Raw genomic sequence first — 14,374 nt, 5'->3', positions numbered from 1 at the left:
GGGTGGGCGACAGCGTAGCGAGGTGACCGCCCTCGCGGTATCGCCCCGGCGACAGTCCCCGGGCCGCGATACTGGCCGCGGGCAGGAGGTGCGCGGCGGTGAACTCGGCGAACGGCGCGGCGGTGGTGGTGGGCGTGGACGGCTCGGAGCCGGCGCTGCGCGCCGTCCGGCTCGCCGCGGCGGAGGCGGCCCGTCGGCACCGGCCGCTGCGGGTGGTGCACGGGTTCATCTGGCCGCTGCTGCGGGTGCCCGTGGAACCGGCCGCCGACGCCCCGCCCGGCGGCGGCCTGCGCCACCAGGCGGAGGAACTCGTCGCGCGGGCGGTCGCTGAGGCGGAGGCGGCCGTACCGGGGATCCGGGTGACCGGCGAGATCATCGACGGCGAGGCGGCGGCGGTGCTGCTCGGCGAGACACCCACCGCCGTACTGGTCGTGCTCGGTGACCGCGGGCTGGGCGGCTTCGGCGCGCTGATCCTCGGCTCGGTGGCGGTGCAGGTCGCCACGTACGCGCAGTGTCCGGTGCTGGTGGCGCGCGGCGAGGAACACGGCGGCGGCCCGGTGGTGGTCGGGGTGGACGGCTCCCCGGCGGCCCGGGAGGCCGTGGAGTTCGCCGCCGAGCAGGCGGACATCCGGGGCGCCACGTTGCACGCCCTGCACGCCTACCGCCACCCGGCCTCCGGCGGCCCCGGCGACATGCAGCCGCTGGTCTACGACGAGTCCGAACTGCGCGCCGAGGAGGACCGGGTGCTCGTCGAGGCCCTGGCCGGCATCGGCGAGCGGTACCCCGACCTGCCCATCACCCGCGAGGTGGTGCGGGACCGGGCGGTCGCCGCGCTCACCGCCGCGTCCCGCCGGGCGCTGCTGGTCGTGGTCGGCGGCCGGGGACGCGGCGAGCTGGCCGGGCTGCTGCTCGGCTCGGTGAGCCACGGGGTGATGCACCACAGCGCCTGCCCGGTGGCCGTGGTGCGTACCCCGGACTGAGCGGTTGACCCGCCGGCAGACGGGTAGACGGCCCGGGTACGGCACGCGGTGACAGCTACCGAGGAGGCGGCTATGCCAGGACCACGGCCGGGAAGCAACGCGTACGACAAGCAACGCGCACGCCTGCGCGACCTGATCGAGCAGTCGGGGCGGGCGGCGGACCAGGAGGCCAACCAGGTCGCCAACCGGCTCATGCAGGAGGATCGCGGCCAACGGGGCGTGGTCCGGGGGGAACGGACGTTCGGCCCGAAGGGTGAGCGCGAACCGGGCGATCCGAAGTGAGGGCTTCCGGTGTGGTCGACGGGGCGATCGCCGGCGCGGTCGGCAGCGCCGCGTTGAACGTGGTCGGCTACCTGGACATCGCGGTCCGGGCCAGACCGGCGAGCAGCACCCCGGAGGAGAGCATCGAACGGTTGGCCGGTCTCGCGCACGTGGACCTGGGCCCCGAGGACCGAGCGGCCAACCGCCGCACGGGCCTCGGGGCCGTCCTCGGGTACGCCCTGGGGATCGGCACCGGCGCCGCGTTCGGAGCGCTCGCCAGCCGTCGGGGGCTGCCGCCGGCGGTCGCGACCGCGCTGCTCGGCGGCGGGGTGATGGCCACCACGATCGGCTCGCTCGCGACGCTGGGGATCAGCGACCCGCGCACCTGGAGCCGGTCCGACTGGCTCGCCGACATCGTGCCCCACCTGGCGTACGGAATGGCGGCCGCTGCCACCTTCAACCGGCTGCGGCCGCCCTCCGCGCGGTGCGGTTAGCCCCGGTCGTCACTCTCGTCGTCGGCGATCGGCTCACCGGCCGGGCCGTACGGCGAGACCTGCCCCTTCGGCACCGGCCGCCCGACGTCCGCGTTGGACGTGCCCTTGTGCTGCGGATGCCCGCCCGCGTCCGTGGCGGTCTTCCGGCTGTCCGTACTGGTCGCGCCCTTGGCGTTGCGGCGGAACTCCATCTGCTGCGGATTGACCACGGGTCTCTCCTTCCGACGGGGTGCACGACCAGCGGGCCGCGCACCTCATTGGCTTACCCGCCGCCGTGGCGCACATTCGACCGGTGGCTGCCCGGCTGATCCGCGCCAGGGCGGGTACTGCACGGTGATGGGGGACGACCGACGGGTGGCCCGGGCCCTGCTGGACCGGCAGGGACGCACCTACGCCGAGGAGGCCGGCATCCGGCTGAGCGACCGGCCGGGGCCGCTGTACCAGCTGCTGGTGCTGGCCACCCTGCTGAGTACCCGGATCCGGGCCGGGGTGGCGCTCGCCGCCGCGCGGGAACTCTTCGCCGCCGGCTGGCGCACCCCGCAGGCGATGGAGGCGGCGAGCTGGCAGGAGCGGGTCGACGCGCTGGGGCGCGGGCACTACCGCCGCTACGACGAGCGGACCGCCACGATGCTCGGCGCCGGTGCCCGGCTCTGCCTGGACCGCTGGCACGGTGACCTGCGCCGGCTGCACCGGGAGGCCGACGGGCAGCCGACCGCGCTGCGCCGGCTGCTCACCGAGTTCCCCGGCATCGGTCCGACCGGCGCGGACATCTTCCTGCGGGAGGCGCAGGAGGTCTGGCCGGACGTGCGCCCGTACGCCGACCGGCGGACCCTGACCGGGGCGAAGCGGCTCGGGTTGCCGGCGAATCCGCGCGGGCTGGCCGGCCTGGTCGGCGAGGCGGACTTCGGCCGGCTCGCCTCGGCGCTGGTCCGGGTGGCCCTGGGCGAGGAGTCCGCGGGCGAGGTCAGCCGGACGGCGGCGGCGCGGTGAGCGTCACTTGACCGGCTTGTCCCCGGGCTTGGTCAGGTTCCACACCAGCAGCGCGGCGGCCAGGGCGAGCAGCACCACCCCGCCGGAGATCCCGCCGCCCTCATCGGCGCTGCGCCCGGTGGCGCCGAAGTAGATCACCGCCAGTCCGGCGAGCACCGCCAGGAACGTCCGCATTCCTCGGTCCTTCACGTTCCGCACGGTACGGCGGGTTCCGCCCCGGTACGGCGGTTTTCGCGGCCGGTAACCCGTCCGGGTTACTCGGCCCGGCCGCCGGCCGCCGGGCCGCGCAGCCGGACCCGCCGTACCGCCCGGTCGGCCACCTCGACCACCTCGACGGTGAGCCCGGGCAGCCGCACCGACTCCCCCGGCCCGTCGGGCAGCCGGCCCAGTCCGGCCAGGACCAGCCCGGCGACGGTGGTGTAGTCGCGCGGCAGCGGGAAGGCCAGCCGCACCCCCACGTCGGCCAGGTCGTGCAGTGGGAAGTCACCGGGTAGCACCAGTGCCCCGTCCGCCTCCCGCAGTACTCCGGAGACGTCCCGGTCGGTCTCGTCGTACAGCTCACCGACGACCTCCTCCAGCAGGTCCTCCATGGTGATCAGGCCGTCGATGCCGCCGTACTCGTCCACCACCAGGGCGAGCTGTTCGTGGCGTTGCCGCAGCTGGCGCATGGCGTCGGCGACCGGCAGTGTGCCGGGCAGCAGCAGCAGCTCGCGGGCCCGCTGGCCGGCGGTGTCGCCGTGGCCGTCGACCAGGTCGCGGATGTGCACCAGGCCCCGGACGTCGTCCAGCCCGCCCGGCCCCACGACCGGGGCGCGGGAGCGCCCGGTGGCGGCCATCCGGCGCATCGCCTCGGCCGCCGACAGCGAGGCGGGCAGCACCGTCACGTCCCGGCGGGGGACCAGGATCTCCCGCAGGGTACGGCCGGCGATGTCGAACGCCCCGGACAGGATCTCCCGCTGCTGCGCCGACAGCCCCCGCTGGCTGACCAGCATCTCCCGCAGCTCCTCCTCGGTCACCTCCTGCCGCTGTGCCCGCGGGTCCCCGCCAGCGAGCCGGACCAGCAGGTCGGTGGCGCGGCTGAGCAGCCAGATCGCCGGCCGGGACAGCCCGGCGAGCACGTCCAGCGGGGGTGCGCTCAGCAACGCCCACCGCTCCGCCCACTGCATCGCCAGCCGTTTCGGAGCCAGCTCCCCGACGACCAGGGTGACGAAGGTCAGCACCACGGTCACCAGCACCACGGCCACCGGCCGGGCCGCGCCGCCGAGGAAGCCGAGCGGGCCGATCAGCGGCTGGGCCAGCGAGACGGCGGCGGCCGCCGAGGCGAGGAACCCGGCGAGGGTGATGCCGAGCTGGATGGTGGCCAGGTAGCGGTTCGGTTCCCGGGCCAGCCGGGCCAGCCGCGCCCCGGCCCGACCGGAACGGCCCAGCTGGCGCAGCTGCGCCTCGCGCAGCGTCACCAGCGCCATCTCGCTGCCGGACAGGGCGGCGTTGATCAGCACCAGGACGGCCACCAGCGCGAGCTGCCCGAGCATGCCACCCCCTCCCCCGCCACCTTGGCCCCTACTCAACCGCAGTGGCGCCGCCGGGGAGGCAGGGTCAGTCGTTTTCCAGGTCGTCGAGGGAGATGGCGTGGGTCATCAGCCAGCGGGCCAGCGCCGACATGCCGAACAGCCACAGCGGGGCCGACTCGGTGGTGCCGTTGGTGGCGAAGATCGCGAACCGCAGGTCCGGCGCCCGGTACGCCTCGATCCGCCAGCGGTGGTTCTTGTCCCGCCAGACCGCCGATGGGTCCATGGCGTCACGGTAGGCGACGCGACGCCCGTCCCGGTGCGGCTTCGGGTGCCAGCCCGGGCATCACCCCTGCCCGCCGGGCCCGGCGGAGGTCAGGACGGGCGGCCGACCACCTCGCGGGCGTCGTCGGGCAGCCGGCGGGTGGCGCCGCGCCGGTCCAGCAGTTCGAGCAGCGGCACCGCGACCCGGCGGGTGGTGTCCAGCGCCTGCCGGGCGGCGCTGAGCGTGAACGGCTGCGGCAGCCCGGCCAGCACCCGGACCGCGTCGTCGAGCGCGCCGGGCAGCAGCACCACGTTCTCCGCCAGCCGCAGCAGCGCCCCGGCGCGCACGGCAGCACCGATCTCCCGGGGGCCCAGGCCGAGGGTGGCGAGGCGGTCCGCCTCGGGGGCGCGGAACGGGTGGCCGGCGTACTCGGCGCGGACCCGCTGCACGGCCCGGGCCACCGGTGCGGGCAGCGCGTCGACCTCGGCGGCGGTGACCCGGCCGGCGCGCAGCGCCAGCGGCGGGCGGACCAGGGCCTCGACCAGCGCGCGGTCCGGCAGGTCGAGACGCCTGCGCAGCACCTCCACCGGGACGCCCGGGTCGAGGGGGTGCTCGCGCGCGTACCGGGTGGTCTCCTCGGCCAGCCGGGTGGCCAGCCGCCGCCAGTGCTCGGGGTCGGCGAGCCAGTCGCCGGCGACCGGGGCGACGGTGGCCGGCACCCCCATCCGGGTCAGCTCCCCGGCGCGGACCAGGGCCCGACGGCGCAGCTCCCCGGCGAGGTCGGGCCGCCCGTCGAGGTCGGCGAGGACGGCCGCCCGCGCCGCGGCGGCGCCGCGCCGGCGCAGGGGCGGTGGGGCCACGTCCAGCACCGTCACCCCGCCGCTGACGTGGTGCCGTCCGGGGTCGCGCAGCAGCGCCCGGTCGCCGACGAGCAGCGGCAGCGGCCGGGCCAGCCGCAGCCGGGCGGTGTCCTGCCCGAGCGGGCGGACCCGGGCCGGCACGGCCACCGAGCCCACGTGCAGGGTGAGGGTGGCGGGCAGGTCGGCGGCCGGGTCGCCGGCCAGCCGCACGTCGAGCAGGTCGGTGAGCCGGAACCGGCCGGGGGTGAGCAGCGCGTCGCCCCGGCCCAGCCGGTCCTTCGCCACGCCCCGCAGGTTGACCGCGACCCGGGCCACCGCATCCACCCGGTCGTGGGCGGCGCCGAGGGAGTGCAGGCCGCGTACCCGGACCGGCTCGCCGGTGGCGGCCAGTTCCAGCTGGTCGCCGACCCGCAGCCGGCCGCCGCCGAGGGTGCCGGTCACCACGGTGCCGCTGCCCCGGATGGTGAAGGACCGGTCCACCCAGAGCCGCACCGGCACGTCCGGCGCGGGCGCCGGCAGGCGGGCGACCAGCCGGTCCAGGGCAGCGCGCAGCTCGGGCAGGCCCGTGCCGGTGACCGCGCTGACCGGTACCGCCTCCACCTCGCCGAGGCTGGTGGCGGCGAACTCCGCCCGGGCCCGGGCCAGCGCCGGTCCCGGGTCGGCCAGGTCCGCGCGGGTCACCGCCAGCAGCCCGTACGACACCCCGAGCGCGTGCAGCGCGGCCAGGTGCTCGGCGGACTGCGGCATCCAGCCCTCGTCGGCGGCGACGACGACCAGCGCGGCCGGGACGGGCCCGACGCCGGCGAGCATGTTCGGCACGAAGCGCTCGTGGCCGGGGACGTCGACGAAGGCGATGGTGCCGCCGGCGGGCAGCGTGGTCCAGGCGAAGCCGAGGTCGATGGTCATGCCCCGGCGGCGTTCCTCGGCCCACCGGTCGGGTTCCATCCCGGTCAACGCTCGGACCAGGGTCGACTTGCCGTGGTCGACGTGGCCGGCGGTGGCGACGACGTACATGTCAGCCGGCCGCCGGGACCCGCAGCACCGCGGCGCGCAGGGTGTCGTCGGCGGCCGGGGGGACGCAGCGCAGGTCCAGCAGGAGCCGGCCCCGCAGCACCCGGCCGAGCACCGGCGGCGCGCCGAGGCGCAGCGGCCCGGCGTACGCCTCGGGCAGGCTCAGCGCCCACGAGTCCAGCACGACGCCGGGTGCGCCGCCACCGCCGACCACGGCGCTGCTCGGCACCACCTCGGCCTTGCAGCCGTCGGCGCCGAGCGCGTCGCGCAGCCGTTCGGCCCGCTCCCGCAGCCCGGCGGGGTCGACGTGCAGGGCGGACCGGGTGGGGGTGTCCGGGCCGTGCAGGGTGGCCGCCAGGGCGGCCAGGGTGAGCTTGTCGACCCGCAACGCGCGGGCGAGGGGGTGCCGGCGCAGCCGCTCGACCAGCGCGGCGTCGCCGAGCAGCAGCCCGGCCTGCGGCCCGCCGAGGAGCTTGTCGCCGCTGGCGGTGACCAGCGCCGCGCCGGCCCGCAGGGTGCTGGCGGCGTCCGGCTCGTCGGGCAGCAGCGGGTCCGGTGCGAGCAGCCCGGAGCCGATGTCGGCCACCACCGGCACGCCGAGGGTGGCCAGCGCGCGGACCGGCACGGCCGAGGTGAAGCCGGTGACCAGGAAGTTCGACGGGTGCACCTTCAGCACGAAGCCGGTCGTCGGGCCGAGCGCCGCCGCGTAGTCGGCCAGGGTGGTGCGGTTGGTGGTGCCGACCTCCCGCAGCCGGGCGCCGGTGCTCTCCAGCAGGTCCGGCAGGCGGAACCCGTCGCCGATCTCCACCAGTTCGCCCCGGCTCACCACGATCTCCGCGCCGGCGGCCAGGGCGGTGGCGGCGAGCACCAGCGCGGCGGCGCCGTTGTTCACCACGTGCACGGCCGGCGCGTCCGGCACCGCGGCGGCGAGCGCGTCCAGGGCGTCGCGTCCCCGCCGGGCGCGCCGTCCGGTGCGCAGGTCCAGCTCCACGTCCGTGTGCCCGGCGGCGGCGACGACCGCCTCGACGGCGGCAGCCGACAGTGGCGCCCGGCCGAGGTTCGTGTGCAGCACGACGCCGGTGGCGTTGAGCACCGCGCGGGGGGCCGGCGCGGGCAGCGCGGCGAGGACGTCGTCGGGTACCTGTTCGGGGGTGATGTCGCCGCGGCGGGCGCGCTCCTGGGCTCGGCCCACGGCGGCCTTGACCCGGTCGCGGCCGAGGGTGGCGACCGCCGCGGCCAGGCGCGGGTCGGCCAGCAGGGTGTCGGTGCGCGGCACCCGCCGTCGTGGGTCGGCCGGCGCCTCACCCATGCGCGTCATCTCTCCCGAGCGGTTTGGCGGAGACGGACGGGAATCGAACCCGCCTGACCCGGGTCCCGGGCCACACCGGTTTTGAAGACCGGGAGGGGCACCAGCCTCCTGAACGCCTCCGTTGAGGAGTCAACCACAGCCCCCCGGCCCGTCGCGCGGCGAGCCTCAGCCTTCGCCCGCCTCCCGGCGGCGCACCCGCTCCCGCTGCGGCACGACCGTGTACTTCGGATCGCGCGCCGAGGCGACGCCGCCGTGGAAGATGCCGAACCGGGTGGCCACCGACGCGGCGAGCAGCGCCCCGCCGGAGAGCGCGGAGATCACCCGGCTGCGCCGACCGACCAACGCCCCGGCCACCCCGACGGCGGTCAACGCCCGCCCGGCACGCAGCAACCGGCCGGCCCGGCCCGTCCGGTACGGCTCGCTGAGCAACCCGAGCCGGGTCTCCACCGAGTGCGAGCCGAGCAGTTCCAGCGCCGCGCCGGCCACGGCCATCCGCCGCGCCGGGCCGGCCTGCGCGCACGGCGCGGCGATCAACCCCACGCCGGCGCCGCTGGCCAGCGCGCTGCCCGCGAAGATGGTCGGCAGTTCCGGGTACGCCTCGTGCCAGGACGGCACCGCCGTCCCGGCCAGCAGCACCCCGGTGTACGTGGCCAGGGCCGGCGCGGTGGCGGCGGCGGCCAGCCCGGCGGCCTGCCCGACCGGGGGCAGCACCCGGCGGGCCAGCCCGAGCACGCCCCGCTCGGGGAGCCAGGGCGCCGCCTCGGCGATCGCGGCCACGCCGGCGGCCGGCCCGAAGGCGCTCAGGATCCAGGTGCCCACCGACATCGGCGAGGTCGGCTTCGCGACCCGCAGCATGTGGTGGAAGCGGGACGGCCGCCCCAGGTCGTGGATCAGGAAGTACGCGCTGGCGGTGACCGCGCCCAGCGCGGTGACCCGGCCGGCGCGGCGCAACGCCGGGCGGCCGGTGAGCTGCCCGCCGGCGGCCAGCAGCGACGAGCCGGCAGCCAGGCCCCCGGTGAACAGGTACGCGGCGATGTCCCACCGCCACACCGGCGCCTTGAGGATCGGCCGGCCGTAGTACGAGGTGAACTCGGCCTCCGGCACGCGCAGCTCCTCGGCGCCGCGCCCGGCCCGTCGGCGGCGACCTGTGCGATCGACCGGCGCGACGTCGCGAGGCGGGTCCGGGGCGAGGCGCACCTCCGCGGCTTCCGAGTCGGTACGGGCCGCACCGACGCCGGTACCGCGCGCACGGCCTTCGCGGTCGGTGGCCCGGGCGCCGTTCACCGCGCCCCGGTCGGGCTCCGTTGTCCGGGCGGCGTCCACGGCGGCGCGGTCACGCCCTGTTGTCCGGACGGTGTCCGCCGGGGCCTGGTCACGCCCTGCTGCCCGGCGGGCGTCCACGGCGACCCCGTCGGCCCCTCCGGCTCGGGCGGCGTCCACGGCGGCCTGGTCCGGTGCGGGGGCGGGTCCGGACGTCATAGCGCCCGCGCCGACCCGCCGCTGGTCGTCGCCCGGACCGCCGGGTTCTCCGGCGAACGCCGCCGACGGCTCGGAGCCGGCGGGCCCCACGCCGATCTTCGGCCCGTGGCCGCCCCGGTGACCGGGGCCGCCGAGGCGGCCGGGTCCCTGCGTCTCCAGCCGGTCGCGGAAGCGACGGAACAGCGAGCCGACGGGCGCACGGTCCGGACTCACGACGAACCTCCGACGAACGCGGCGACGGCGGCCGCCGTCATGGCCAGCGCGGCCAGCCCGGCCCGCTTCCACATCTTCGGCAGGTCGCGGGTGGTCACCACCGGGTCCGGCGGCAGGCCGTACACCTCGGGCTCGTCGAGCAGCAGGAAGAACGCGCCGTCACCGCCGACGCCGTCGGTGGGGTCGTTGCCGTAGAGCCGCGCCTCCGGCACCCCCCGCTCGTGCAGCTGGGCCACCCGCCGCGCGGCCCGCTCCCGCAGCTCGTCCAGCGGTCCGAACTGGATCGACTCGGTGGGGCAGGCCTGCGCGCAGGCGGGGGTCATGCCCGCGCCGAGGCGGTCGTAACAGAGCGTGCACTTCCACGCCCGGCCGTCGTCCTTACGCTGGTCGATCACCCCGTACGGGCAGGCCGAGATGCAGTAGCCGCAGCCGTTGCAGATGTCCTCCTGGACCACCACCGTGCCGAACTCGGTGCGGAACAGCGAGCCGGTCGGGCAGACGTCCAGGCAGGCGGCGTGGGTGCAGTGCTTGCAGACGTCCGACATCATCAGCCAGCGGAAGTCGGTGCGCTCCGCGACGTCGGTGGACCGGCCGGGCGGCTGCGAACCGGGCATGCCGAGGAACTGGCCGCCCGTACCTGTGCCGGTGCCGCGATCGGTGACGGTGGCCGGTGCCGCGACGCCGTCGGCGGCCATCCGGGCCGCAGCGGAGGCCGAGCCCGGCGGCACGCCCGGGTCGGTGCCGGTCGGGTTGCCGGTGCCGGCGGCGACCGCCGCCGAGGACGCGCTGACCGAGCCGTCGGTCGGGTTGCCGGCGAACGGCGGGGTGCGGTGCCCGGCCGGGACGGGCTGCTCGATGAAGGCCACGTGCCGCCAGGAGTTCGCCGTCAGCGCGCCGGTGTTGTCGTACGACATGCCGAGCAGGTCGAACCCGGAGTCCGGTACCCCGTTCCACTCCTTGCAGGCCACCTCGCACGCCTTGCAGCCGATGCAGACGCTGGTGTCGGTGAAGAAGCCCACCCGCGGGCCGGCGTCGACCCAGCCGGCGTCCGGGGCGGGGTCAAGGGGGCCGTAGAGGCTGTTGGCGTCAGGCATCGTCGACATCCTCCCCCTCGGCGGGCGCCGGCGCAGGAGGGTGCACCCCGTCGGTCACCGTGGGCGCCGACCGTCCCGGCACGATCCCGGCCCGCCGCTGGTAGTCGGCGACCAGGTCCCGCAGGGCCGGCCCGGTCGGCCGCCGCCCGGGCCGCACGTCGCAGGTGCCGACCTTGCTCTCCTGGATCAGTACGTTCGGGTCGAGGGTGATGCCGAACAGGTCGTTGGCCGAGTCGCCGGTCACCAGGCCCTCGAAGCCGAAGTGGTACGGCAGCCAGACCTGGTGGATCACCCGGCCGTCCACCCGCAGCGGGGTGAGCCGGTCCGTGACCAGCACCTTCGCCTCGATCACCGCCCGGCCGCTGACCAGGTGCGCCCAGCCCAGGTGGGTCACCCCGACCTCGGCGGCCAGCTCCGGCGACACCTCGACGAACATCTCCGGCTGCAACTCCGCCAGCGGCCGCACCGTCCGGCTCATCGCGCCGGCCGTGTGGTGCTCGGTCAGCCGGCTCACCGTGAACACGTACGGGAAGACCTGGCTGTGCTCCTCGGGCGGGCTCGGGTTCACCGAGTTCACCGGGTGGGCGTAGACCTTCCGGGTCGGGTTGGCCTGCTGACCGTAGAGCGGGTTGCGCAGCGGCGACTCGGCCGGCTCGAAGTGCGTCGGCAGCGGGCCGTCGAGCACCCCGCTCGGCGCGTACAGCCAGCCCTTGCCGTCGGGCTGCATGACGAACGGGTCGTCGCCGGCGATCCCCGCCGGCCCGGACGCGCCCTCCGGCGGCCGGTACGTCGGCGGTTTGGTCTTCTCGAAGTCCGGCACGTCGTGGCCGGTCCACTCGCCGGCGTCCGGATCCCACCAGACGTAGCGCTTGCGCTCGCTCCACGGGCGGCCCTGCGGGTCGGCCGAGGCACGGTTGTACAGGGTGCGGCGGTTGGCCGGCCAGGCCCACCCCCACTCGGCGGCCACCCAGTCCTGCTCGTGCCGGGACTTCCGCCGGGCCGCCTGGTTGACCCCGTCGGCGTAGACGCCGGTGTAGATCCAGCAGCCGATGGCGGTGGACCCGTCGTCCCTGGCCTCGGCGAACGCGGACAGCGGGCGGCCGGTCGCCACGTCGTACCCGTTGATCTCGCGCAGCACCGCCTCGGCGCTGGGCTCGGCGTGCGGACCGTGCGTGGGATAGTCCCAGGTCAGGTCGAGCAGCGCCCGGTCCCGCGGCTGGTCCGAGTCGGCCAGCTTCTCCCGCAGCCGGCGGCCCAGGTGGTAGAAGAACCACAGCTCGGAGCGGGCGTCGCCCGGCGGGTCGAGCGCCTTCTCCCGCCACTGCAACAGCCGCTGCGTCTGGGTGAAGGTGCCCTCCTTCTCCACGTGCGAGGCGGCGGGCAGGAAGAACACCTCGGTGCGGCACTCCTCCGGCACGATCTCGCCGGTGGCGACCTCCGGGCCGTTCTTCCAGAAGGTCGCGCTCTCGATCATGAACAGGTCGCGGACGACCAGCCAGTCGAGGTTGGCCATGCCCAGGCGCTGCGCGCGGCCGTGCGCGGAGCCGACCGCCGGGTTCTGGCCGAGCAGGAAGTAGCCCTTCACCTTGCCGTCGATCATGTTCAGCACCTGCTGATAGGTGCCGTGGTCGCCGGTCATCCGGGGCAGGTACCCGTAGCAGAAGTCGTTCTCCGGGGTCGCCGCGTCACCCCAGTACGCCTTGAGCAGGCTCGCCCCGAAGGCGCGCGCGTTGCCCCAGAAACCCTTCTGGGCGGGGTGCCGGATGCTGTCCACCCACTGGTCGAAGGTCGGGTGGTCGGCGTGGTGCGGCATCGGCAGGTAGCCGGGGAGCAGGTTGAACAGCGTCGGGATGTCGGTGGACCCCTGGATGCTGGCGTGCCCGCGCAGCGCCAGGATCCCGCCGCCGGGCCGACCCATGTTGCCCAGCAGGAGCTGGATGATCGCGCCGGTGCGGATGTACTGCACGCCGACGCTGTGCTGGGTCCAGCCCACCGAGTAGATGAGCACCCCGGTGCGCTCCCGGCCGGAGTTCTCCGTCCAGGCGCGGGCCAGTTCCAGGAACTTGTCCTGCGGGATGCCGCAGACCCGCTCCACCATCTCCGGCGTGTAGCGGGCGAAGTGCCGCTTGAGGATCTGGTAGACGCAGCGCGGGTGCTGCAACGTCTCGTCCCGCGGCACCTGACCGGCGACCTGGGCACCGTGCGACTCGTGGCGCAGCCCGGCCGCGCTGTCCCGCTCCTTGGCGGTGTGCCCGCTGCCGGAGGAACCCTCGTGGCCCTCGTACTGCCAGCTGTCCTGCACGTAGCTGCTGGTCTCCGGATCGAACCCGGAGAAGAAGCCGTCACCGTCCTCGGCGTCGACGTACCGCTCGCTGACGATGGTGGCGGCGTTCGTGTACGCCAGCACGTACTCCCGGAAGTCGAGCTCGTTCTCCAGGATGTAGCGCACCACCCCGCCGAGCAGCGCGATGTCGGTGCCCGCGCGGATCGGCAGGTACGTGTCGGCCACGGCGCTGGTCCGGGTGAACCGGGGATCGACGTGGAACACCTTGGCGCCGCGTCGCTTGGCCTCCATCACCCACTGGAAGCCCACCGGGTGGGCCTCGGCCATGTTCGAGCCCTGGATGACGATGACGTCAGCGTTGGCGACGTCCTGCTGGAAGTCCGTGGCGCCACCGCGACCGAAGCTGGTCCCCAGACCGGGGACGGTGGCGGAGTGTCAAATACGCGCCTGGTTCTCGATCTGGAGCGCCCCCATCGCCGTGAACAGCTTCTTGATGAGGTAGTTCTCCTCGTTGTCCAGCGTCGCCCCGCCCAGGCTCGAGATGCCCAGCGTCCGGTTCAGCGGCCGGCCCTCGCTGTCGACGTCCTCCCAGGTCTCCTCGCGGGCGGCGAGGATCCGGTCGGCGATCATGTCGAGCGCGGTGTCGACCTCCAGGTCCTCCCACTCGGTGGCGTACGGCCGGCGGTAGCGGACCTTGGTCTGCCGCAGCGGGCTGGTCACCAGGCTCTTGCTGGCCGAACCCTTCGGGCAGAGCCGGCCGCGCGAGATCGGGCTGTCCGGGTCGCCCTCGATCTGGGTGACCCGACCGTCGGTGACGAACACCCGCTGCCCGCAGCCCACCGCGCAGTACGGGCAGACCGAGCGGGCCATGCTGTCCGCCGTCTCGGTGCGCGCCGTGAGCTCGGCGGAGCGGCCGGACTGCGCGGCGGCGCCCCGACCCAGCGGGTCGGTGCCGGTGAGCTGCCGGTAGACCGGCCAGCCCTCGAGGAAGGCACGCAGGCCCACGCTCGGCACCTCCTCCCCGACGCCGCGGAAGCTGACCTTCTGAACATAGGGCAGGACGGCAGGGTCCGCGAGGGGAGCCCGGCGATCCCTTCCGTGGGTAGGAAACAGCGCCGCCCCCGGCCCTGGTGGGTCGGGGGCGGCGCTGGGGTGTCGGTGTGCAGGTCGCCTCTCGGCGAGTGGCACGACGCGGCTCCAGCCGAGCGGTATTCCGCGAAGGCAATTTAGGTGAGGCCCGGGGACACTGGACACACCGACACCTGACTCAACAGGCTACCCGCTCCGGGTCTTCCACCCGCTCTGGTGACGCGTGCCACCTGCTTGTGCCGTGCGTGGGTTGCGGTGGTCGGTGGGTGGGGTGTGGCCCACACCCCCGCCGTCGGCACCCTCCGCCCGGCCCTCGCCGCCCCCAGACCCCGCACCCCTCGACCCCCCGGCCGTCGCCTACCGCGCCCAGCCCCCGCCGACCGAGATGTGTCGATCGTGAGGTTGGCAGTGATGGAGGAGATCAACTCCGCCGCTAACGCGGATCGGTGGAGGCGGGTGGAACGCCATGGGTGTCTCCGGCCGTCCGACACACCCATGGTGTTCCACCCGTCGACGGATCCGGATATGCCGCTGGCC

General features: G+C 75.5%; 13 protein-coding genes and 1 tRNA gene. 4 read left to right on the top strand and 10 right to left on the bottom strand.

Features of this window, described 5'->3' with window-relative positions:
• Nucleotides 1-98: 98 nt before the first annotated feature.
• The 3 genes from M2302_RS24825 (at nt 99) to M2302_RS24815 (ending at nt 1,735) form a co-directional block, all read left to right on the top strand.
• Nucleotides 99-980: a universal stress protein gene (locus M2302_RS24825; protein ID WP_280840256.1), complete on the top strand. Its 882-nt coding sequence runs from the start codon at nt 99-101 to the stop codon at nt 978-980.
• A 72-nt stretch (nt 981-1,052) separates the two neighbouring features.
• Nucleotides 1,053-1,262 carry a phosphatidylethanolamine-binding protein gene (locus M2302_RS24820; protein WP_280840255.1) on the top strand — a complete coding sequence of 70 codons (210 nt, stop codon included), beginning with the start codon at nt 1,053-1,055 and terminating at the stop codon, nt 1,260-1,262.
• Entirely contained in the window at nt 1,259-1,735 is a 477-nt protein-coding gene (locus M2302_RS24815; RefSeq protein WP_280840254.1) for a hypothetical protein, read from the top strand. The genes M2302_RS24820 and M2302_RS24815 overlap by 4 nt, the downstream gene beginning before the upstream one ends.
• Here the strand turns inward: M2302_RS24815 and M2302_RS24810 are convergent.
• On the bottom strand, nt 1,732-1,944 hold the full coding sequence (locus M2302_RS24810) for a hypothetical protein (RefSeq protein WP_280840253.1): 213 nt from the start codon (nt 1,942-1,944) through the stop codon (nt 1,732-1,734). The genes M2302_RS24815 and M2302_RS24810 overlap by 4 nt on opposite strands.
• A gap of 127 nt (nt 1,945-2,071) precedes the next feature.
• Between M2302_RS24810 and M2302_RS24805 the strand changes: the two genes are divergently transcribed.
• Nucleotides 2,072-2,725 (top strand): hypothetical protein, encoded by a 654-nt coding sequence (locus M2302_RS24805; protein WP_280840252.1) that lies wholly within the window; start codon nt 2,072-2,074, stop codon nt 2,723-2,725.
• 3 nt (nt 2,726-2,728) lie between these two features.
• On the opposite strand, the gene M2302_RS24800 is transcribed toward M2302_RS24805, so the two are convergent.
• From M2302_RS24800 to fdh, 9 genes are all read right to left on the bottom strand, one after another.
• On the bottom strand, nt 2,729-2,914 hold the full coding sequence (locus tag M2302_RS24800) for a hypothetical protein (RefSeq protein ID WP_154936871.1): 186 nt from the start codon (nt 2,912-2,914) through the stop codon (nt 2,729-2,731).
• Nucleotides 2,915-2,979: 65 nt separating this feature from the next.
• The gene (locus M2302_RS24795; protein WP_280840251.1) at nt 2,980-4,257 is read right to left on the bottom strand and encodes a hemolysin family protein; all 1,278 of its coding nucleotides are present in this window, start codon (nt 4,255-4,257) and stop codon (nt 2,980-2,982) included.
• Between the two features lie 64 nt (nt 4,258-4,321).
• Nucleotides 4,322-4,519 carry a hypothetical protein gene (locus M2302_RS24790; RefSeq protein ID WP_088962125.1) on the bottom strand — a complete coding sequence of 66 codons (198 nt, stop codon included), beginning with the start codon at nt 4,517-4,519 and terminating at the stop codon, nt 4,322-4,324.
• 89 nt (nt 4,520-4,608) lie between these two features.
• Complete coding sequence (gene selB / locus M2302_RS24785; protein ID WP_280840250.1) at nt 4,609-6,372, bottom strand: selenocysteine-specific translation elongation factor; 1,764 nt, start codon at nt 6,370-6,372, stop codon at nt 4,609-4,611.
• A gap of 1 nt (nt 6,373) precedes the next feature.
• On the bottom strand, nt 6,374-7,678 hold the full coding sequence (gene selA / locus M2302_RS24780) for an L-seryl-tRNA(Sec) selenium transferase (protein WP_280840249.1): 1,305 nt from the start codon (nt 7,676-7,678) through the stop codon (nt 6,374-6,376).
• A gap of 24 nt (nt 7,679-7,702) precedes the next feature.
• Nucleotides 7,703-7,798, bottom strand: a tRNA-Sec gene (locus M2302_RS24775).
• Between the two features lie 45 nt (nt 7,799-7,843).
• On the bottom strand, nt 7,844-8,875 hold the full coding sequence (nrfD, locus tag M2302_RS24770) for an NrfD/PsrC family molybdoenzyme membrane anchor subunit (protein WP_348529448.1): 1,032 nt from the start codon (nt 8,873-8,875) through the stop codon (nt 7,844-7,846).
• A 491-nt stretch (nt 8,876-9,366) separates the two neighbouring features.
• A complete protein-coding gene (locus M2302_RS24765) occupies nt 9,367-10,464 on the bottom strand; it encodes a 4Fe-4S dicluster domain-containing protein (RefSeq protein ID WP_280840248.1) in 1,098 nt (365 codons plus the stop codon).
• On the bottom strand, nt 10,457-13,753 hold the full coding sequence (gene fdh / locus M2302_RS24760) for a formate dehydrogenase (RefSeq protein ID WP_280840247.1): 3,297 nt from the start codon (nt 13,751-13,753) through the stop codon (nt 10,457-10,459). Before fdh ends, M2302_RS24765 begins: the two co-directional genes overlap by 8 nt.
• Nucleotides 13,754-14,374: the final 621 nt, after the last annotated feature.

The organism is Micromonospora sp. A200 (assembly GCF_029893845.1).
Taxonomy (GTDB): Bacteria; Actinomycetota; Actinomycetes; order Mycobacteriales; family Micromonosporaceae; genus Micromonospora; species Micromonospora purpureochromogenes.
The sequence above is the reverse complement of the archived record's forward strand: the minus strand, read 5'-3'. Positions and strand labels throughout refer to the sequence as shown.